This window comes from Actinoplanes sp. NBC_00393 (assembly GCF_036053395.1).
Taxonomy (GTDB): domain Bacteria; phylum Actinomycetota; class Actinomycetes; order Mycobacteriales; family Micromonosporaceae; genus Actinoplanes.
Genome location: NZ_CP107942.1, coordinates 6922753 through 6941734 on the forward strand (window position 1 = coordinate 6922753; position 18982 = coordinate 6941734).

Annotated in this window: 15 protein-coding genes; 6 read left to right on the top strand and 9 right to left on the bottom strand. The window is 70.1% G+C overall.

Going from position 1 to position 18982, the window contains the following annotated elements:
• Window positions 1–534: 534 nt before the first annotated feature.
• Entirely contained in the window at window positions 535–1113 is a 579-nt protein-coding gene (locus tag OHA21_RS32045) for a hypothetical protein (RefSeq protein ID WP_328461267.1), read from the top strand.
• Window positions 1110–2018, top strand: a complete 909-nt coding sequence (locus tag OHA21_RS32050; protein WP_328461269.1) for an alpha/beta fold hydrolase — start codon at window positions 1110–1112, stop codon at window positions 2016–2018. Before OHA21_RS32045 ends, OHA21_RS32050 begins: the two co-directional genes overlap by 4 nt.
• A gap of 465 nt (window positions 2019–2483) precedes the next feature.
• Here the strand turns inward: OHA21_RS32050 and OHA21_RS32055 are convergent, their stop codons facing one another.
• Entirely contained in the window at window positions 2484–3665 is a 1182-nt protein-coding gene (locus OHA21_RS32055) for an MFS transporter (protein ID WP_328461271.1), read from the bottom strand.
• Between the two features lie 130 nt (window positions 3666–3795).
• Here OHA21_RS32055 and OHA21_RS32060 point away from each other — a divergent pair, with 130 nt between their 5' ends.
• Window positions 3796–4344, top strand: coding sequence for a hypothetical protein (locus tag OHA21_RS32060; RefSeq protein ID WP_328461273.1), 549 nt, complete (start codon window positions 3796–3798; stop codon window positions 4342–4344).
• A gap of 62 nt (window positions 4345–4406) precedes the next feature.
• On the opposite strand, the gene OHA21_RS32065 is transcribed toward OHA21_RS32060, so the two are convergent.
• From OHA21_RS32065 to OHA21_RS32075, 3 genes are all read right to left on the bottom strand, one after another.
• Complete coding sequence (locus OHA21_RS32065; protein ID WP_328461275.1) at window positions 4407–7298, bottom strand: vitamin B12-dependent ribonucleotide reductase; 2892 nt, start codon at window positions 7296–7298, stop codon at window positions 4407–4409.
• Between the two features lie 45 nt (window positions 7299–7343).
• Window positions 7344–7862, bottom strand: a complete 519-nt coding sequence (gene nrdR, locus OHA21_RS32070; RefSeq protein WP_328461277.1) for a transcriptional regulator NrdR — start codon at window positions 7860–7862, stop codon at window positions 7344–7346.
• 317 nt (window positions 7863–8179) lie between these two features.
• Window positions 8180–8317, bottom strand: coding sequence for a hypothetical protein (locus OHA21_RS32075; RefSeq protein ID WP_328461279.1), 138 nt, complete (start codon window positions 8315–8317; stop codon window positions 8180–8182).
• Between the two features lie 327 nt (window positions 8318–8644).
• On the opposite strand from OHA21_RS32075, the gene lexA reads away from it, so the two are divergent.
• Entirely contained in the window at window positions 8645–9364 is a 720-nt protein-coding gene (gene lexA, locus OHA21_RS32080; protein WP_328478649.1) for a transcriptional repressor LexA, read from the top strand.
• 560 nt (window positions 9365–9924) lie between these two features.
• On the opposite strand, the gene OHA21_RS32085 is transcribed toward lexA, so the two are convergent.
• Window positions 9925–11811 (bottom strand): hypothetical protein, encoded by a 1887-nt coding sequence (locus OHA21_RS32085; RefSeq protein WP_328461281.1) that lies wholly within the window; start codon window positions 11809–11811, stop codon window positions 9925–9927.
• Window positions 11812–11882: 71 nt separating this feature from the next.
• Window positions 11883–13295, bottom strand: a complete 1413-nt coding sequence (gene hflX / locus OHA21_RS32090) for a GTPase HflX (RefSeq protein ID WP_328461283.1) — start codon at window positions 13293–13295, stop codon at window positions 11883–11885.
• A 113-nt stretch (window positions 13296–13408) separates the two neighbouring features.
• On the opposite strand from hflX, the gene OHA21_RS32095 reads away from it, so the two are divergent.
• Window positions 13409–14905 (top strand): NAD-dependent malic enzyme, encoded by a 1497-nt coding sequence (locus OHA21_RS32095; protein ID WP_328461285.1) that lies wholly within the window; start codon window positions 13409–13411, stop codon window positions 14903–14905.
• Here OHA21_RS32095 and OHA21_RS32100 read toward each other — a convergent pair.
• The 3 genes from OHA21_RS32100 to miaA are packed head-to-tail and all read right to left on the bottom strand — an operon-like array spanning window position 14902 to window position 17368.
• Complete coding sequence (locus OHA21_RS32100) at window positions 14902–15624, bottom strand: glycerophosphodiester phosphodiesterase (protein ID WP_328461287.1); 723 nt, start codon at window positions 15622–15624, stop codon at window positions 14902–14904. The genes OHA21_RS32095 and OHA21_RS32100 overlap by 4 nt on opposite strands.
• On the bottom strand, window positions 15624–16454 hold the full coding sequence (gene dapF, locus OHA21_RS32105; protein WP_328461289.1) for a diaminopimelate epimerase: 831 nt from the start codon (window positions 16452–16454) through the stop codon (window positions 15624–15626). Before dapF ends, OHA21_RS32100 begins: the two co-directional genes overlap by 1 nt.
• A gap of 8 nt (window positions 16455–16462) precedes the next feature.
• Window positions 16463–17368, bottom strand: a complete 906-nt coding sequence (miaA, locus tag OHA21_RS32110) for a tRNA (adenosine(37)-N6)-dimethylallyltransferase MiaA (protein ID WP_328461291.1) — start codon at window positions 17366–17368, stop codon at window positions 16463–16465.
• A gap of 179 nt (window positions 17369–17547) precedes the next feature.
• Between miaA and OHA21_RS32115 the strand changes: the two genes are divergently transcribed.
• The gene (locus tag OHA21_RS32115; RefSeq protein WP_328461293.1) at window positions 17548–18756 is read left to right on the top strand and encodes a DUF349 domain-containing protein; all 1209 of its coding nucleotides are present in this window, start codon (window positions 17548–17550) and stop codon (window positions 18754–18756) included.
• Window positions 18757–18982: the final 226 nt, after the last annotated feature.

An 18982-nucleotide genomic window follows, 5' to 3' on the forward strand; every position in this document is an offset into this window, starting at 1 on the left:
GTGGTTACTCTTTGTGTTGTGGCGTGCGCTTTCTGGTCAGGTTGTTCCTGGTGATTTGCGTCGTTGATCTCTGTGGCTGCTTTCTACGGCTGCTCCGTGCGGGAGTGATCACCTGTTCGGAGCAGGGCCGCGGTTTGCGACTTGGCTTGGCTTGCGGCACGGCGCGGCACGGCGCGGCTTGGCCTACGGCGTGGCTGGGCTTTGTGGCGCGGCTTGGTCGGCTTTGTGGCGCGGCGGGGCACGGCGTGGCTTTGTGGCACGGCGTGGCTTTATGGCGCGGCGGGGCGCGGCACGGCGTGGCTTTGTGGCGCGGCGGGGCACGGCGTGGCTTGGCGGCGCGCCGCGCCGTGCGGTGCTTGCCTCGGCTTGCCTTAGCTTGCGGCGCGATGGCGAAGCGACCGCAAGGCTCGCCTCACCTTTTGTGCGGGCTCCAAGGCTCCGTTCAAGCAGCCCTCCGCATTCGTGCCGACCTCCGCGGCAGCCGCATTCCTTCGCCACTTGACGCGCGGTGTCAAGTAACGGAAGGATGGGGACATGGGTGGGAGTGATGAGCTGAGTGAGCAATTGCTTCGGCTGATCGACATACGCCTGCTCGACCCGCTCGAGGTCCTGCTCGAAGATGATCGCGCCATCGACGGGGCGAGGGACAGGCTTCGCGAGCTGACCGCAGACTGGGCCGACGCGATCGAGAACGGGAGCGACGCCGCCGCTATCCGGACGATCGCCCGGCTGATGGCCACGCTCTATCCCGACGATCACGCCTTCGCCCCGCCGGCCGACTGGTGGCGGGCCCCGTTCGGGCAGGCCGTGGTCCGCCGGGTCGGCCACCCGTTCGCCGAGTCCGTGTCGCTGGCCACCGCCGGCGCGATGCTCGGCATCAGCCGGCAGGGCGTGCACGACCTGGTGCGCCGGGGCCGGCTGCCCCGCCACGCGGATGGCGGGGTGCCGGTAGCGGCAATCCGGGAACGACTTCTGCACACGCCTCCCACTTCGCACACGTCTCCGATTTCGCATGCGTCTCCCCTTCTGCATACCTCTCCGGATTTACATGCGTCTCCGGACCTGCATGCGTCTCCGATTTTGCGTAAGCCTCCGATTGAGGAGCCCACATGATCAACGACCGCCTCATCGACGCCGGGGACTTGCCGCTCGCGGTTCGCGATTTCGGTGGCACCGCGCCGCCGCTCCTGCTCCTGCACGGCGCCGGCGGCAACCTCGCGCAGATGACCACGCTGGCGCGTGCGCTGCGCCCCCACCACCGGGTCGTCACCGTCGATCTGCGCGGGCACGGCCGCTCGGGCGACGGCACCTGGACGTGGGACGCCGCCCTCGGTGACCTGGCCGCGGTCTGCGTTCAGCTCGAGCTGGAGCGACCAGCAGTGGTCGGGCACTCCCTCGGCGGCATGCTGGCCGCTCTCTGGGGCCAGCGCCACCCCGAGTCGCCCGGGATCATCAGTCTGGACGGCAACCCACCGCCCACCCGCGCCGAGCACCTGCCCGGGCTGGACCCGGAGAAGGCCGAAGCCGAACTGGCCCGGTTGCACGCGATCTTCGACGCCATGGAGGCAGTGGCCGGCCAGGTGATCGAGGCGGACAAGCTGCCCGACCTGGTGGAACGCCAGCAGATGGCGGCGCGGGACATGGGCGCCAACGAGAAGGTCTGGATCGAAGGCTTCCGCCGCAACCTGAAACACGAGAACGGCGAGACCTCGATCCGCCCGTCCGCCGCAACGACGTCGCAGCTCCGGGCGCTGATGAACAGCCTCGACCTGACCCCGGTGTACTCGGCAACCACCTGCCCGGAGCTGGTGATCCTGCCAACTCGCAACCTGCCGGAGCAGGAGCCGTTCGCCGAGCTCTACGAGGCACACCGCCGCTACCTGCTGCAGCAGGCCAAGGCGGTCCCCCGCTTGCGCTACCTGTCCCTGGCCGACGCCTCCCATGCCATGGTGATCGAACAGCCGGCGCTGATCGCCTCGGTGATCACCGACTTCCTCGCCGAACACCGCGGCCGGTAGTGGCGCCCGGCTGGTGGAGTCCTCCGACCCGGCCGGTCCGGGTACGAGGCCGACTCGGCTGTCCGCTCGGAAGGGCACACCGACCGCCACTGAGCCGATCATGCGAGGCCGCCCTGGCCCGGTCCGGCTTCGGGCCGACCCGGCGGCGGATTTGGACCCTGGCTGTGCCTGGCTCGCGGAAGGTGCCGGCCGGCTTGCAGCAGGTGCCTAACTGGTTCCCGCCGCGACGCCCGGGCTTGCACCCCGCCCGGGTTCGGGGCGCGGTCGGCCGCTGCCCAGTCCCGGCGGGAGAGGCCACGTCCTGCAATGTGGCAAGTCGCGAGGGCCAACAACTCAAGCGGAGGACGGCAACCCGCCCGGCGGCCGGGTGGCGGCTGTGTGACGCGGCAGAGTCGCGGGCTGCTGCGGGTGCTGCGGGTGACTGCGGTGGGTTGGGCGCAGCGATTGCCCGTACCCGGGGGCGGGTCAGCGGGGTGTGGTGGGTCTGGCGGCGTGGGAGGCGGCGAGGCCGATGGTTAGGGCGCCGAGTACGCAGAGGGTGGAGTTCAGGATGCCGTAGTGCTCGGCGGCGAAGCCGATCAGGGGAGGGCCGGCCAGGAAGGCACCGTAGCCGATGGAGCCGGCCACGGAAACGCGGATGGCTGCGCGGAGTGGGTCGTCGGCGGCTGCGCTCATGCCGATGGGGAAGCCGAGGGAAGCGCCTACGCCCCACAGGAGGGCGCCGAGCAGGGCTACCGGGATGGTGCTGCCGAAGACCACGAGCAGGAGGCCGGCGGCTGCGGTCAGGGCGGTCAGGCGGAGGACGAGTACGCGGCCCCAGCGTTCGATGGCCTGGCCGCCGAAGAGGCGGGCCAAGGTCATTGCGGTAACGAAGACGCCGAAGCCGATCGCGCCGATGGTTTCGCTGCTTCCGTAGCCGTCTACGAGGCTGATGGCCAGCCAGTCGTTGGCGGTGCCCTCGGTGAAGCCGAAACCGAGCATGATCAGGCCGATGAGGAGGGTTCGGGGTTCGCGCCAGGCCTGGCCGATGGTCATGGCGGGGCGTTCGCCGGGTTCCAGCGCCACGTGCGGCAGGAAACGCCGCACCATGAAGACCATCACGGCGGCGGTGACTGTCGCGGAGAGGTAGAGCTGGGCAGAGAGTGGCAGGCCGGTCGCCGCGGCGGCGGCGCCGGTGGCTGCGCCGGTCACGGTACCCAGGCTGAAGCCGGCGTGGAAGCGGGGCATCAGGGTACGGCCTAAGCGGCGCTCCACGTCGGCGCCTTCGACGTTCATGGCTACGTCCCACGTGCTGGTGGCCACCCCGGCGAGGAGCAGGCCGGCGCCGGCCACGATCGGTTCGCCGAGCAGGACGCCGGTGGCCAGCACGGCCAGGCCGGACACCAGTGTCAGGCAGCTGAGCAGCACGGTCCGGGCGGGGCCGAAACGCTGCACGATCGGGCCGGCCAACGGGATCGCGGCGACTGCGGAACCGGACATGCAGAGCAGCAGCAGGCCGAAGCCGGCTGCGGAGACGTCCAGGGCCTCGCGGGCGGCGGGTGCCCGGGACAGCCAGCCCGCATAGGCGAACCCGTTCATGGCAAAAGCGACGCCGACGGCGGTCTTCGCGGAATTCACACGTGAGAGATCGACGGCGAGATTAGCCACTACCCGAACTTACACGTTAAAGCGAGGGCAGCCACGGCGTTGGCCGGTGGGGGTGGCACGGCGGGTCGAACGGGCACATCCCACAATGGGCGGCGGCGGCATCACGGGTACGTGACGGAAGGAGAGTTGGATGGGCCGGCCGGAGGAACTGCAGGCGGAGGCACGCTCGGTTCTTGCGCAGCTGGAGCCCCTGGGGCCATTGATGCCCACCGGCAGCTACGTCTCCGGGCTGATGGTCTGGCGCGACCTGGACGTCATGCTGCTCGGCGGGCCGGAGTACACACCGGACGACGTCATGGCGCTGCTCGCGCGGGCGGTCCGGATTCCCGGAGTGACCGGGTTCGGGTACGCCGACGAGCGCGGCTCCCGGTCGCCGACGGGTGAGGAACGCGACGAGCGCTACCACGTGACGCTCACACTGGACGATTGGCGGGTCGACCTGTCGATCTGGTTGAACCACGACCACGCCGACGGCGCCGAGTGGCACCGGGCGCTGGCCGAGCGCATCACCGACGAGGAACGCGAGGCGGTCCTCGCCATCAAGAGCGTCTGGCACCAGCGTCCGGAGTATCCCGACGAGGTGAGCGGTTTCGAGATTTACACGGCGGTCTTGGAGCACGGTGTGCGTACCGCGGTGGAATTCGGGGTCTGGCTGCGTGAGGCGCAGAAGAAACCTTGAGTGAAACGGGCGACCGCCCGGTCCCTGAAGGGACCGGGCGGTCGTCGTTCAAGCGGCAGTGATCAGCTGCAGCCGGAGGTGGAGCCGCAGCCCTCGCAGACGTAGCAGCTGCCCGCGCGGCGCATCTTGGTGCCACAGGTGAAGCAGAGCGGCGCGTCAGCGGCGTGGCCGGTGACGATCTCCAGCAGCTCGGTGGACGAGCCGGCCGAGACCGGCGCCTCCTTCTCCTGCGCGACCGGCGCCTTCGCCTCGGCCGGCGCGGTCGCCGCGCCCACCGGGGCGGACACCGGCGCGGACGCGGCCATGCCGGCCAGGTCCACCGCGGCGGCCTCGGCGGCCGCCTCGGCCTGCGCCTGGGCGGTCCGCTCCTTCGCGGTGAAGATGCCGAGCTCAGCCCGGGTGTCGTACGGCAGGAAGTCCAGCGCGAGGCGACGGAAGATGTAGTCCATCACCGACGACGCCATGCGCACGTCCGGGTCGTCGGTCATGCCGGCCGGCTCGAAGCGCATGTTGGTGAACTTGCTGACGAACGTCTCCAGCGGAACGCCGTACTGCAGCCCTATGGAGATCGCCACCGAGAAGGCGTCCATGACGCCGGCCAGGGTGGAACCCTGCTTCGACATCTTGAGGAAGACCTCGCCGAGGCCGTCGTCCGGGTAGGACGACGCGGTGAGGTAGCCCTCGGCACCGCCGACCGAGAAGGACACCGTCTCCGACGGGCGCTTCTTCGGCAGGCGCTTGCGGATCGGCCGGTACTCGATGACCTTCTCGACGATCTTCTCGACCTCAGCCTTGGCCTCGGCCGGCTCCTCCGCCTTGTTCTTCTTGGCGGCGGAGAGCGGCTGCCCGACCTTGCAGTTGTCGCGGTAGATCGCGAGCGCCTTCAGGCCGAGCTTCCAGCCCTGGTAGTGGATCTCCTCGATCTCCTCGATGGTCGCCGTCTCCGGCATGTTGACCGTCTTGGAGATGGCACCCGAGATGAACGGCTGCACCGCGGCCATCATCCGGACGTGACCGATCGGCGCGATGGCCCGCTCGCCCATGGCGCAGTCGAAGACCGCGTAGTGCTCCAGCTTGAGGCCGGGGGCGTCGATCACGTTGCCGTGCTCGGAGATGTGCTCGACGATCGCCTCGACCTGCTCCTCGAGGTAACCGAGGCTGCGCAGGGCGCGCGGCACAGTCTGGTTGACGATCTGCATCGAGCCGCCGCCGACCAGCTTCTTGAACTTGACCAGCGCCAGGTCGGGCTCGATGCCGGTGGTGTCGCAGTCCATCATCAGGCCGATGGTGCCGGTCGGGGCGAGGACCGAGGCCTGCGCGTTGCGCCAGCCGTTCTTCGCACCGATCTTGTTGCCGGACTGCCACTGCCGGGTCGCCTCGCGGACGATCTCGGTCGCGACCTCACCCTGCGGACGGATCTCGTCGTTCGCCGCGGCGTGCTTGCGCATGACACGCTGGTGCGCCTCGGCGTTACGGGCGTATCCGTCGTACGCACCGACGACTCCGGCCAGCTCGGCCGAGCGCCGGTACGCCGTACCGGTCATCAGCGAGGTGATCGCCGCCGCGACATTGCGGCCGCCCTCGGAGTCGTACGGCAGGCCGGAGGCCATCAGCAGCGCGCCGATGTTCGCGTACCCGATGCCGAGCTGGCGGTACGCCCGGGTGGTGATCCCGATCTTCTCGGTCGGGAAGTCGGCGAAGCAGATCGAGATGTCCATCGCGGTGATGATGAACTCGACGCTCTTGACGAACTTCTCCACCTCGAAGCCGCCGTCGGCCTTGAGGAACTTCATCAGGTTGAGCGAGGCCAGGTTGCAGGACGAGTCGTCCAGCGACATGTACTCCGAGCACGGGTTGGACGCGGTGATCCGGCCGGTCTCGGGGTTGGTGTGCCAGTCGTTGATGGTGTCGTCGTACTGCAGGCCTGGGTCGGCGCACTCCCACGCGGCCTTGGCGATGTCGCGGAAGAGCTTCTTGGCGTCGATGGTCTCGATGACCTCGCCGTTGAGCCGGCCGCGGAGGCCGAACTGCCCGCCCTCTTCGTAGGCCCGCATGAACTCGTCGCTGACCCGCACCGAGTTGTTGGCGTTCTGGTACTGCACCGAGACGATGTCGGCGCCGCCCAGGTCCATGTCGAAGCCGGCGTCCCGCAGCGCGCGGATCTTGTCCTCCTCGCGCGCCTTGGTGGAGACGAACTCCTCGATGTCCGGGTGGTCCACGTCGAGGATCACCATCTTCGCGGCGCGCCGGGTGGCGCCACCGGACTTGATGGTGCCCGCGCTCGCGTCCGCGCCGCGCATGAAGCTCACCGGGCCGCTGGCGGTGCCACCGGACGACAGCAGCTCCTTGGAGGAACGGATCCGGGACAGGTTGACACCCGAACCGGAACCGCCCTTGAAGATCAGGCCCTCCTCCTTGTACCACTCGAGGATCGAGTCCATCGAGTCGTCCACGGAGAGGATGAAACAGGCGCTGACCTGCTGCGGCGACTTCGTGCCGACGTTGAACCAGACCGGCGAGTTGAAGCTGAACACCTGGTGCAGCAGCATCCAGGTCAGCTCGTGCTCGAACAGCTCGGCGTCCGCCGGGGAGGCGAAGTAGCTGTACTCCTCGCCCGCCTTCCGGTACGTCTTCACGACGCGGTCGATGAGCTGCTTCAGCGACCACTCGCGCTCCTCGGTGCCGACCGCACCGCGGAAATACTTGGTCGTGACGATGTTCGCCGCGTTGACGCTCCAGAACGCTGGGAACTCGACGCCCCGCTGCTCGAAGTTGATCGAGCCGTCACGCCAGTTGGTCATGACGACGTCGCGGCGTTCCCACTCCACCTCGTCGTACGGGTGGACGCCGTCGGTCGTCCACACCCGCTCCACACGCAGCCCCCCGGCCGCCGCGCCGTTGCCGCCGCTGGTCCGGCTGCGCTGGCGACCTGCAGTGATGCCGTCTCCGGCCATATGAACGTGCTCCCCCTCGTAGTACCAGCTGAATGCAGGCTGTGATCAGCCGTTGAGCTTTGGTGCGCGACCGCCGGACCGCGGCGCGACGGCGTGTCGCGTCCCGGGCTCCCTGACGACCGCCGCGTCGCGCAGTGCCGCGATCTCCTTCTCGAATTCGTCGAGAGAGTCGAACGACTTGTAGACACTGGCGAACCGGAGATATGCCACCTGGTCCAGCTCACGCAACGGCGTGAGGATCGCCAGGCCCACCTCGTGGCTGGGGATCTCGGCGGCGCCGCGGGCCCGGACGGTCTCCTCCACCCGCTGCGCGAGCAGCGCGATCGAGTCCTCGTCGACGGGCCGGCCCTGACAGGCCTTCCGGACCCCACTCATGATCTTCGTCCGGCTGAAGGGCTCGGTGACGCCACTGCGCTTGACGACCGCGAGGATCGCCTCCTCGACCGTGGTGAACCGCTTGCCGCACTCGGGGCACGCCCGCCGGCGACGGATCAGCTGACCCTCATCGGCCTCACGCGAGTCGACCACGCGCGAATCGGCATGACGACAGTACGGGCAACGCACCGCGACCCCTTCCGGACAACCGCTCCACGGAATCCGGACATGCTGAAGCGCAGCTCCGCCATGGTCACGACCATCGCGATGCTGTGGACGACATGTGGATAACCGGGGAGAGGAAACCCAACCTGTGGATGACTTACATCTTTGTAACCACTAGATGTTGGGGTAGACGCTATGCCCCGGCGGACGCCGATGCAAGCTCAGTGGCGTGCCGACGCGCCGTATTTTGCGCCTCACCACCAGGGGTGATGTCACGATCACGCGGAGCGCCCGGGAAGTAGGGCTCGACGCGCCGATCAGTGGTCAGTTCGGGACATACATCAACCCTGGGAGGCGGTGGTGAACAAGACGACACTCGCGAACGCCGACATCATGAAGAACAGACTGAGCAGCACGACCCGGCCGCGCCGGGTGAGCCGCAACGGCGGCTCGACGTGCCGTGCACCAGTGGTCACCATGACGAGACTCCCCCTCCTAGGACACCCGTTCGATAGAACGCCCGTACGACGGTCTATCAGAACACAGGTACGGAAGTCGAGCACTTGAGCGCAACACGCCGGGGAAATCTCGTACAGATGTTTGAATATGTCGGACCCGCCTATTAGGTTTTGCATTCAAGAGGGGTCAGCCGGACAAACGCCATCCCCACGGCGGATGTTCGGCTCCGCGACGCACCACGTGCCGACAGGCACTGGCCGACAGGGAGGGCGGACGTGTCGACCGACGACCGGACGAGCCGACAGCAACAGACCGGGAAACCCGAGGCGGTCGGCGCCTCGGCGGCCATGCGGCGCCGCACCCCCAGCCGCGCCCGCAGCGCTGACGCGCCACAGCTGCGCTCGGTGACGCCGGTCGGCCACCTGCCCGAGGCGGTCGCCACCGATCTCACCGCGCGGCAGCGCCGCATTCTGGAGTTCATCCGGGACTGGGTGGAGCGGTACGGCTACCCGCCCAGCGTCCGTGAGATCGGCGAGGCCGTCGGGCTGGTCTCCCCGTCCAGCGTGGCGTACCAGTTGAAGGCCCTCGAGACCAAGGGCTACCTGCGCCGCGACCCCAACCGGCCACGGGCGGTGGACGTCCGTGCGCCCGGTGAGCTGGTCGACGACGAGGCGATGCGGGCCGCCCGTCCGCAGCCGGCGTACGTGCCGCTCGTCGGCCGGATCGCTGCCGGTGGCCCGATCCTGGCCGAGCAGGCCGTCGAGGACTTCTTCCCGCTGCCGCGCGAGCTGGTCGGTGAGGGCGAGGTCTTCATGCTCGAGGTCAAGGGCGACTCGATGATCGACGCCGCGATCTGCAACGGTGACTGGGTCGTGGTCCGCCAGCAGCCGAACGCTGAGGTCGGCGACATCGTGGCCGCCATGATCGACGGTGAGGCCACGGTCAAGAGCTACCGGCAGCGGGACGGGCATGTCTGGCTCATGCCGGCCAACCCGGCCTTCGACCCGATCCCCGGTGACGACGCAACGATCATGGGTCGGGTGGTGGCGGTCCTCCGTCGCGTCTGACCGCTGACCCGAACACGGCTGCGCGGGGTGCGCTCCGGGCGGTGCAGGCCGCGCAAAGCCGAGATGTCCGGCATGCCGGACAGTACCTCGCGAGGGCGGCCCTGACAGTGAACATGAGGCTGCCCGGTCCTAGGCCGAACGCGCTTCCGGCCCGGCAGCCCTCTGCCGAGCGCCGCATCTTGCACCCAGCTGGGAGCCGGCCCTCGATCCGGCAGCCCTCGGCCGGGCACCGCATCCTGCGCCGGGCTGGCAGCCGGCCCTCGATCCGGCAGCCCTCGGCCGGGCACCGCATCCTGCGCCGGGCTGGCAGCTGGCCCTCGATCCGGCAGCCCTCGGCCGGGCACCGCATCCTGCGCCGGGCTGGGAGCCGGCCCTGGCCAGCCCATGATCAGGAGATCGGGCCACGAGCCGGAGACCAGGCGTCCGTTCGCCGACAGCTGACCAGAACCGAGCCGGCAACCAGGAGCCGGTACTCAGCACGAGGCCGGCCACAAAGAAAGCCAGGCCACAGAATGAAAGGCCGGCTTACCCGTACGAGTAAGCCGGCCTTTCGTCGTCTGTCAGCGCTGATACCCGTCCTGGCCGGGCCCCTGCGGTCGGCCACCGTAGGTGCCGCCCGGCCGCTGTCCCGGGCCTTGCTGAGGCTCGCGCCCCTGCTGAGGTCCGCGCCCGCCACCGTCGTAGGCGCCGCCACCACCGCGGGGCTGCTGCCCCCGGCCGGGAGGCGGCTGCTGCCCACGACCCGGCGGTTGCTGCTGCGGACCGCGCGGGGGCTGCTGCTGCCCACGACCCGGTGGCTGCTGCTGCGGATTACGCGGGGGTTGCTGCTGCGGGCCACGAGCGGGCGGCTGCTGGCCGCCACGCCCGGGTTGCGGGCCACGCACCGGCGGCGCCTGCGGGTTCCGGGCTGGGGCCTGCTGCGGGCCGCGCGGCTGCTGCGGGCCGCGAGCCGGCTGGCCACCTCCGGGCCGGCCGTACTGCGGGCCGCCACCGGGACCGCCGCCCGGACCCTTACCGCCGCCACCCGGACCGGCCGAACCGCCACCGGGGCCGACTGGGCCGCCACCGCCACCGGGGCCACCGCTGCCGGGACGAGCCGCACCGCCACCGGGACCGGCCGGGCCGTTGCCCTGGCCGCCGTAGACGCCGGTGCCGCGCTGCGCGCCGCCCGCCGCCGGGCCGGACTGCGCGCCGCCGTACACCGGGCCGGGACGGCCGCCCGCGCCGCCGTAGGCGCCGGCTCGCTGGGGCAGGCCGCCGACGCCGATGAGTTCGGTCTCCGGGTCGGTGGTGTTCAGGCCGCTGGACAGGCTGTCCGAGTCGTTCACAGCCGCCTGCGGGGACTTGCGGAAGCGCATGATGCCGAAGACCCCGACGCCGACCAGGATCAGGCCGAGCGCGCCGACGCCGCCGACCATGTAGGTGACGTCGTCGAGGGTGAGGTCCGAGTACCACGAGTCGCCGCTGCCGTTCTGGCCGGACTTCTCGGAGATCTCGGCCACCGTGGTCGCCGGTGTGTACTGCCGGATGTTGTTGGCGGTCTCGGCGTCACCGTTCATGTCGGAGACGGTCAGGAAGGTCTTTCCGTCCGCGCTGTAGGTGATCGCCTCGCCGAACGGCTCGTTCGGCAGGCCGGTGGTGCGCGGCTGCGTCTTCAGCGCGCCGATCACGTCGCCGTTGGCGACGTCCCACTCCAGGGCATCCGTGTACGTCCGGAGCGTCACCCGAGCCCCGCCGGGAGCCACCGCGCCGCCGGTGATCGTCTTATTGCCGATCCGGGCGAGCGTGTTGCCGGCCGTCTCGGTGGCGTTGATGTTGAGTTCCGCCACCCGCTTCATCGGGATGGGCTCGGAGTTCTTCGCCTTCAGCGGCTCCGTCGGCTGGTACACGTACGCCGGTTTGCCGATCTCCTTGGTCACGACGAGCGGCGTCCCGTCGCCGTTGAGCAGCAGCGCCTCGGCGTCGTGGGCGTCGCCCTCCGGGTAGCTCAGCCGGTGCAGCACCGGCTTCTTGCTGCCGCTGACCGGCATGCTCCAGAGCGCGATGCTCGGGCGCGGATCCGGGTCGGAGCCGCGGACGTCGTTGTCGCCGATGTCGGCGATCCACAGGGTGTCGCCGTCGGCGGAGAGGACCAGATCCTCCGGGTCGAGCGGGCCGGCGCCGCTGTAGTCCTGGTCGTCGACGATCTTGCACTCCTGGTCCAGGAAGAAGATCTTCTTCTTGGCGTCGTCGGTGACGCTGTCGTTGACGACGACGTAGCCCTTGCTGGTCGCCACCATGCCGGAGATCTCGTCGATCCGCTTGTCGGTGATCTTGCAGAGCTTCTTGCCGGGCGTCGCTTTCGCGCTGACCGTCGCCGCTGGGGTCGGGTCCTCGGCGGACGCGCTGGAGGAACCGACCATCACCAGACCAAGACCCACGATGATCGGGAACACGAGACGCCGCATCCGAACAGTGTCGCATGCGGCGTCGCGTACCGGTATTACGTGTGGATCAACGCTGGTGGAGCGCTCGATGGTCAGCAGCGGAAGTCGGCCAGCTCCGCGGCCAATTGCTCGTCCACCCGGACGCGCAGCTCGGTGCCGTCGTCCAGATGGCGTGACTGCAGCACCTGACCGGACCGGTGCACCCTGGCCACCAGTTCACCCCGGTCGTAGGGCACCAGGACGGTCAGCTCGACCGCCGGGCGGGGCAGCCGGTCGGCGATCGCCTTGTGCAGCTCGGCGATACCCGTACCGGAGCGGGCGGAGACGAAGACGGCATCCGGCCAGGTCCGCTTGAGCCGGAGTTTCGTCTCCTCGTCGGCGGCGTCGACCTTGTTGACCACCAGGAGCTCGGGAATCCGGTCGGCGCCGACCTCACCCAGCACCTCGCGGACCGCGCTGACCTGACCCTCCGGGTCCGGGTGGGCGCCGTCGACGACGTGCACCACCAGGTCGGCCCGGGCCACCTCCTCCAGGGTCGAGCGGAACGCCTCGACGATCTGGTGCGGCAGGTGCCGGACGAAACCGACGGTGTCGGAGAGGGTGAAGACCCGCCCGTCCTCCGCGGCTGTCCGCCGGGTGGTCGGGTCCAGCGTGGCGAAGAGCGCGTTCTCCACCAGCACGCCCGCCTGGGTCAGGCGGTTGAGCAGGCTGGACTTGCCGGCGTTGGTGTAACCGGCGATCGCCACGGCGGGGACACCGCTCGCGGCACGGCGGGAGCGCTTGGTCTCCCGTACCGTCTTCATGGCCTTGATCTCGCGCCGCAGTTTCGCGATGCGGGTGTTGATCCGCCGGCGGTCGGTCTCCAGCTTGGTCTCACCGGGACCACGCGTGCCGACGCCACCGCCGCCCGAACCGCCACCCGCGCCACCGCCCTGCCGGGACAGCGACTCACCCCAACCACGCAGACGGGGCAGCAGGTATTGCAGCTGGGCCAGCTCGACCTGCGCCTTACCCTCGCGGCTCTTGGCGTGCTGGGCGAAGATGTCCAGGATCAGAGCGGTCCGGTCGACCACCTTGACCTTGATCTGCTGCTCCAGGTTGCGCAGCTGGGACGGGGACAGCTCGCCGTCACAGATGACGGTGTCGGCGCCGCTGCTCACGACCACGTCGCGGAGCTCGTCGACCTTGCCCCGGCCGATGAAGGTGGCCGCGTCGGGCTGCTTGCGGCGCTGGATCAGGCCCTCGAGGACCTGGGAACCGGCCGTCTCGGCGAGGGCGGCCAGCTCGGTGAGTGAATTGTCGGCGTCCTCGACGCTGCCCTCGGTCCAGACGCCGACCAGCACGACCCGCTCGAGTCGCAGCTGTCGGTACTCGACCTCGGTGATATCGGTCAGCTCGGTGGAAAGACCCGCCACCCGCCTGAGCGAGTGCCGCTCCTCGAGCTCGAGCTCCCCGGTAGTGGGATCAAGCTCGTCAAGGACGGGTGTCTGGTACGTGTTTCGCAAAAGTGACCTCCTCCGCCCGATCGTGGCATGTCCCGTCGGGCGGCGCATCCACATAACTGGGCTAACTCACTAGTAACCACCGCGGGCGAATCGACTATTCCGCAAGAGCGACAATGCGGAGACCACCCACCAACGTCGGAGGGAACACCGTGGTGACCACCCGCCTGCCGAGCGCAGGATTCTCGATCACGATTCGCATCGCTGTTACCGCGGACGCCTCGTCCATCGGCCGGCTCACCACCTGTGTGGGTGAGGCCGGAGCGATCGTGACGGCACTGGACGTGGTGGACTCCGACCCCACCCACGTGCTCGTCGACCTCACCTGTGACACCGCGGACGCCGCGCACGCCGACCAGGTGGTCAAGCAGCTCGAGGACCAGGACGGCGTGGACGTCCGCAAGGTCTCCGACCGGACCTTCCTGCTGCACCTGGGCGGCAAGATCGAGGTGTCGTCGAAGGTCGCGCTGCGTAACCGGGACGAGCTGTCCCGGGCCTACACGCCGGGTGTGGCCCGGGTCTGCATGGCGATCGCCGAGAACCCGGCCGACGCCCGCCGCCTCACCATCAAGCGGAACACCGTCGCGGTGGTCAGCGACGGCTCGGCGGTGCTCGGGCTGGGCAACATCGGGCCGGCCGCGGCGATGCCGGTGATGGAGGGCAAGGCCGCGCTGTTCAAGCGGTTCGGCGGCGTGGACGCCTGGCCGGTGGTCCTGGACACCCAGGACACCGACGAGATCGTGAACATCGTCCGGGCGATCGCGCCCGCCTACGGCGGCATCAACCTGGAGGACATCGCGGCGCCGCGGTGCTTCGAGATCGAGGCGCGACTGCGGGAGCTGCTGGACATCCCGGTCTTCCACGACGACCAGCACGGCACCGCGATCTGTGTGCTGGCCGCGCTCACCAACGCGCTGCGCGTGGTGGGCAAGCGGATGCAGGACGTCAAGGTGGTCGTCTCCGGCGCCGGCGCCGCCGGCACGGCGATCATGAAGCTGCTGCTGCGGCAGGGTGTGGGCGACATCATCGCGTACGACCGGAAGGGCGCCCTGCACCGCGGGATGCCGGACATGTCGGAGACCTGGCAGTGGCTGGCCGACAACACGAACAAGGCGAACTACTCCGGCGACCTGCCCGGCGCGATCGCCGGCGCGGACGTCTTCATCGGGGTCAGCGCGCCCAACCTGCTCACCGGCGACGACATCGCCCGGATGGCCGAGAAGTCGATCGTGTTCGCACTGGCCAACCCGGACCCGGAGGTCGACCCGCGGGAGGCCCGCAAGCACGCCGCCGTGGTGGCGACCGGCCGGTCGGACCAGCCCAACCAGATCAACAACGTGCTGGCCTTCCCCGGCGTGTTCCGCGGCATGCTGGACGTCAGCGCCGAGGAGTTCACCGAGGAGATGGCCCTCGCCGCGGCCCGGGCCATCGCGGACGTGGTCGGCGAGGACAAGCTCAACCCGACCGTGATCATCCCGAGCGTCTTCGACCAGCGGGTGACGCCGGCCGTGGCCGCCGCGATCCGGGCCGCGGTCAAGGGCGTGCCGGCGCCGACCAACCCGTCGGCGGCCCCGGAGTCCGAGCTCGACCAGGCTCCGGAGGGCGTCTTCTAGGCGTTGGCCCAGCCGGTGAGCTCGCCGACGTGGTCGGTGATCAGGCCGGCCACCCCGGCGTCCACCAGCGGACGCCATCGCGCCATGTCGTTCGGGGTCCAGGGCATCACCTGGACCCCGGCCTCGGCCAGTCCGGCCATCGTCTCCGGCCGGGCCAGGACATCCTCGAGGTCCGGATTGCAGTAGGCCACGCCGAGCTCCTGACAGGCGGCCACGGTCTCCGCGTCGAATCGGAAGAGCAACAGCCCGAGGCGTACGCCGGGGACGAGCCCGCGCACCTTGCGGATCACGTCGGCGTCGAAGCTCTGGATGACCGAACGGTCCAGCAGGTCCCGCTCGGCGAGCTGGGCGACGATCGTCTTGACCTCGTCCAGCGTGGCCGGCGGCTTGATCTCGACGAGCAGCTCGGCCGGGCCGGCGGCCAGCAGGTCCAGCGTCTCGGCCAGCGTCGGCACCCGCAGACCGGCGAACCCGGCGCCGAACCACGAGCCCGCGTCCAGGGCCGCGATCTCGGCATGGCTGAGGTCCCAGACGCGGCCCACGCCGGAGGTCGTGCGATTGACCGTCCGGTCGTGGATCACCACGGGTACGCCGTCGCGGGTGACCCGGACGTCGAACTCGACGAAGGTCGCCCCGGCCCGCAGCGCGGCGTCGAAGGCGGGCAGCGTGTTCTCCGGCGCCACCGTCGAGTAACCGCGGTGCGCGACGCGGTGCAGCATCAAAGCACCTCGCCGGTCGCCACCAGCACCGCCGGGCCCTCCAGCCACCAGGCGCCGTCGGCGTCGTGGGTCACGACGAGCCGGCCACCGGGCAGGTCCACGGCGATCGAACCGGCCGCCAGGCCCGTGTCGCGCAGCGCCACCGCGCCGACCGCCAGGGCGCCGGTGCCGCAGGAGAGGGTCTCGCCGGAGCCGCGCTCGTGCACCCGCATCCGGACGTGCCCGTCCACGCCGTCGACCGGCTCGGCCGGCTCGACGAACTCGACGTTCACCCCGGCGGGGAAGACCGCGGGGTCGTGACCGGGCGCCCGGGTCAGGTCGAGGCCGGCCAGCGCCACCCCGTCGTGCAGGTTGCAGACCAGATGGGGGTTGCCGCAGTCCACCGCGACTCCGGGGACGGTCAGGGCTCCGATGGTCGCGGTGCTTCCCGCGTACACCCGAGGGGTTGTCATCCGCACCCGGATGGTCTCCTCCCGCACCTGAGCGACCATGATCCCGGCCCGGGTCGCCACCGGCAGGCCCTCCGGGCCGGGCGTGGCGAGCCCGTTACTGACCAGGTAATGGGTGAAGACGCGGACGCCGTTGCCGCACATCTCGGCGATCGAACCGTCGCTGTTCCAGTAGTCCATGAACCACTCGGCCTCGCCGGCCTGCCCGGCGGCCTCCGGGTGCTTGGCGCTGCGCACCACCCGCAGCACGCCGTCGCCACCGATCCCCCGGCGCCGGTCGCAGAGCGCCGCCACCCGCTCGGGTGTCAGCTCCAGCTCACCGTCGGGGTCGGGGAGGATGACGAAGTCGTTGCCGGTTCCATGGCCCTTGGTAAAACGCACGCGGACAATCATCGCGCAAGCGCGAGACCGTCCGCCACGAGCGTCGGGGAGGCGCCGTCCAGCCAGGTGATCGAGGAATCGCGGCGGAACCAGGAGCGTTGCCGGCGGACGAAGCGGCGGGTGCCCCGGACCGTGTCGGCCTTCGCCTCGTCCTCGGTGAGCTCGCCGTCGATCTGGGCCAGGGCCTGCTGGTAGCCGAGGGCCCGGGAGGCGGTCCGGCCGTCCCGGATGCCGTCCAGCCCGCGCACCTCGTCGATCAGCCCGGCCGCCCACATCAGGCCGACCCGCTGCTCGATCCGCTCGTCCAGCTCGGCGGTGTCGCGGTCGACACCGATCTGGAGCGCGTCGTAGACGGGTTTCGGGTCCGGCAGCGCCGCGGTGAACGGCTGCCCGGTCAGCTCGATCACCTCGAGCGCGCGGACGATCCGGCGGCCGTTGGAGGGCAGGATCTTCGCGGCCGCGTCCGGATCCCGCTCCCGCAGGCGCTCGTGCAGCGCTGCCGGTCCGATCTCGGTCAGCTCGCCCTCCAGGCGCGCCCGGACCGCCGGATCGGTGCCCGGGAAGTCGAAGTCCTCCAGCACCGCCCGTACGTACAGACCGGAACCACCGACCAGCAGCGGCACCCGCCCGCGGCCGAGGATGTCGTCGATCGCCGCCCGGGCCAGCCGCTGGTACTCGGCGACGGCCGCCGGTTCGGTGACGTCCCAGATGTCGAGCAGATGATGCGGCACGCCCTCGCGCTCGGCGAGCGTCAGCTTGGCGGTCCCGATGTCCATCCCCCGGTAGAGCTGCATCGAGTCGGCGTTGACCACCTCGCCGCCCAGCTCGTGCGCGAGCGAAATGCTCAGCGCGGACTTGCCGGCCGCGGTGGGGCCGACGACGGTGACCACGCGGGGACCTGTCCGGAACGGCACGGGCCAACCGTAGGACACCGTTGTGTCACGGTCGTCGGCGGGAGCTTTCCCCTAACCGGGTTGGACCTGTGACAATGCGCGAGAAAGAATGCCGGTGGGAAGATTGCATTCAACTGTGCTGTGGCGGTGGCCACGGGCCCGACCGGGTCCGATGACGCCGGGAGAACGAGGATGAGCTCATGAACGACTGGACGGCCTTCGGGCGCGTGGATGCCGACGGCACCGTGTACGTGAAGACCGCCGAGGGCGACCGGGTGGTCGGCTCCTGGCAGGCGGGCACGCCGGAGGAAGGGCTGGCTCACTTCGCCCGGCGCTTCGACGACCTGGTCACCGAGGTCGACCTCGTCGAGGCTCGCCTCAAGTCCGGCGCGGCCGACGCCTCGCACTCGCTGAGCAGTGTCAAGCGGCTCCGCACCCAGCTCGACGAGGCCCACGTGGTGGGTGACATCGACGGTCTGGCGGCCCGGCTGGAGCGGCTCGCCGGTCTGGCCGAGGAGAAGGCCGGGGAGGCCCGGGCGGCCCGCGAGGTGGCCCGGACCGAGGCGCTCGCGCGCAAGACCGCCCTGGTCGAGGAGGCGGAGAAGATCGCCAACGAGGCGACCGGCTGGAAGTCGGCCGGCGACCGCCTCAAGGAGATCCTCGACGAGTGGAAGACCATCCGCGGCGTCGACAAGAAGACCGACGGCGAGCTGTGGAAGCGGTTCGCGGCCGCCCGGGACGGCTTCACCCGCCGCCGCGGCGCGCACTTCGCCACCCTCGACGGCCAGCGCAAGCAGGCCCAGACGGCCAAGGAAGAGCTGGTCAAGGAGGCGGAGAGCCTGTCCGACTCGACCGAGTGGTCGAGCACGGCGAACCGGCTCAAGGAGCTGATGACCGAGTGGAAGGCGGCGCCGCGCGCCGCCAAGGAGGCCGAGCAGCGCCTCTGGGAACGCTTCCGGGCCGCTCAGGACGCCTTCTTCACCCGGCGCAGCGAGGTCTTCTCCGCCCGCGACGCGGAGTACCAGGGGAACCTGGAGAAGAAGCAGGCCATCCTCGCCGAGATCGAGGCGCTCGACGTCGACGCCGACCCGCGGGGCGCGCAGAACAAGCTGCGTGACGCCCAGGCGGCCTGGCACGACGCCGGCCGGGTGCCGCGCGAGTCGGCCGCCTCGCTGGACCGCCGCTGGCGGAACGCCGAGGAGCGGATCCGGGTGGCGATGGACTCGGCGTGGCGCAAGACCAGCCCGCAGGACAACCCGCTGCTGCGCCAGATGCGCGAGCAGGTCGCCGAGGCCGAGCAGCGGCTGGCCCGGGCACAGGCCGCCGGGGACGCCCGCCGGGTCAAGGAGGCGGAGCAGGCGCTCGCCTCCAAGAAGCAGTTCCTGGCCCTGGCCGAACAGGCGAGCTGAGTACAACACGTTCGGAGGAGCGGGGCGGCGGACCACTGGTCCGTCGCCCCGCTTCTTTCGTTCTCCATTGGATCTCAATTCGCTCTCCATTGGAGGGTTGGATCGACTTCGCCCCGCTCGTGACGCTACTTTTGAGCGCCTGCGAGGTTGATAGCTTGACGGGTGCGACATCATGAGGGAGTCAGCGCGGATCGGGCGGCCATCGACCGAACAGGATGTCCGTTGA

Bases quoted from the DNA above. Each gene is read 5' to 3' on its own strand.
- OHA21_RS32115 (WP_328461293.1), top strand. From the start codon at position 17,548: ATGAACGACTGGACGGCCTTCGGGCGCGTGGATGCCGACGGCACCGTG.
- OHA21_RS32065 (WP_328461275.1), bottom strand. From the start codon at position 7,298: ATGGCCGGAGACGGCATCACTGCAGGTCGCCAGCGCAGCCGGACCAGC.
- OHA21_RS32075 (WP_328461279.1), bottom strand. From the start codon at position 8,317: ATGGTGACCACTGGTGCACGGCACGTCGAGCCGCCGTTGCGGCTCACC.
- OHA21_RS32100 (WP_328461287.1), bottom strand. From the start codon at position 15,624: ATGCTGCACCGCGTCGCGCACCGCGGTTACTCGACGGTGGCGCCGGAG.
- OHA21_RS32085 (WP_328461281.1), bottom strand. From the start codon at position 11,811: ATGCGGCGTCTCGTGTTCCCGATCATCGTGGGTCTTGGTCTGGTGATG.
- OHA21_RS32060 (WP_328461273.1), top strand. From the start codon at position 3,796: ATGGGCCGGCCGGAGGAACTGCAGGCGGAGGCACGCTCGGTTCTTGCG.
- OHA21_RS32095 (WP_328461285.1), top strand. From the start codon at position 13,409: ATGCGGAGACCACCCACCAACGTCGGAGGGAACACCGTGGTGACCACC.
- lexA (WP_328478649.1), top strand. From the start codon at position 8,645: ATGCGGCGCCGCACCCCCAGCCGCGCCCGCAGCGCTGACGCGCCACAG.
- OHA21_RS32050 (WP_328461269.1), top strand. From the start codon at position 1,110: ATGATCAACGACCGCCTCATCGACGCCGGGGACTTGCCGCTCGCGGTT.
- OHA21_RS32045 (WP_328461267.1), top strand. From the start codon at position 535: ATGGGTGGGAGTGATGAGCTGAGTGAGCAATTGCTTCGGCTGATCGAC.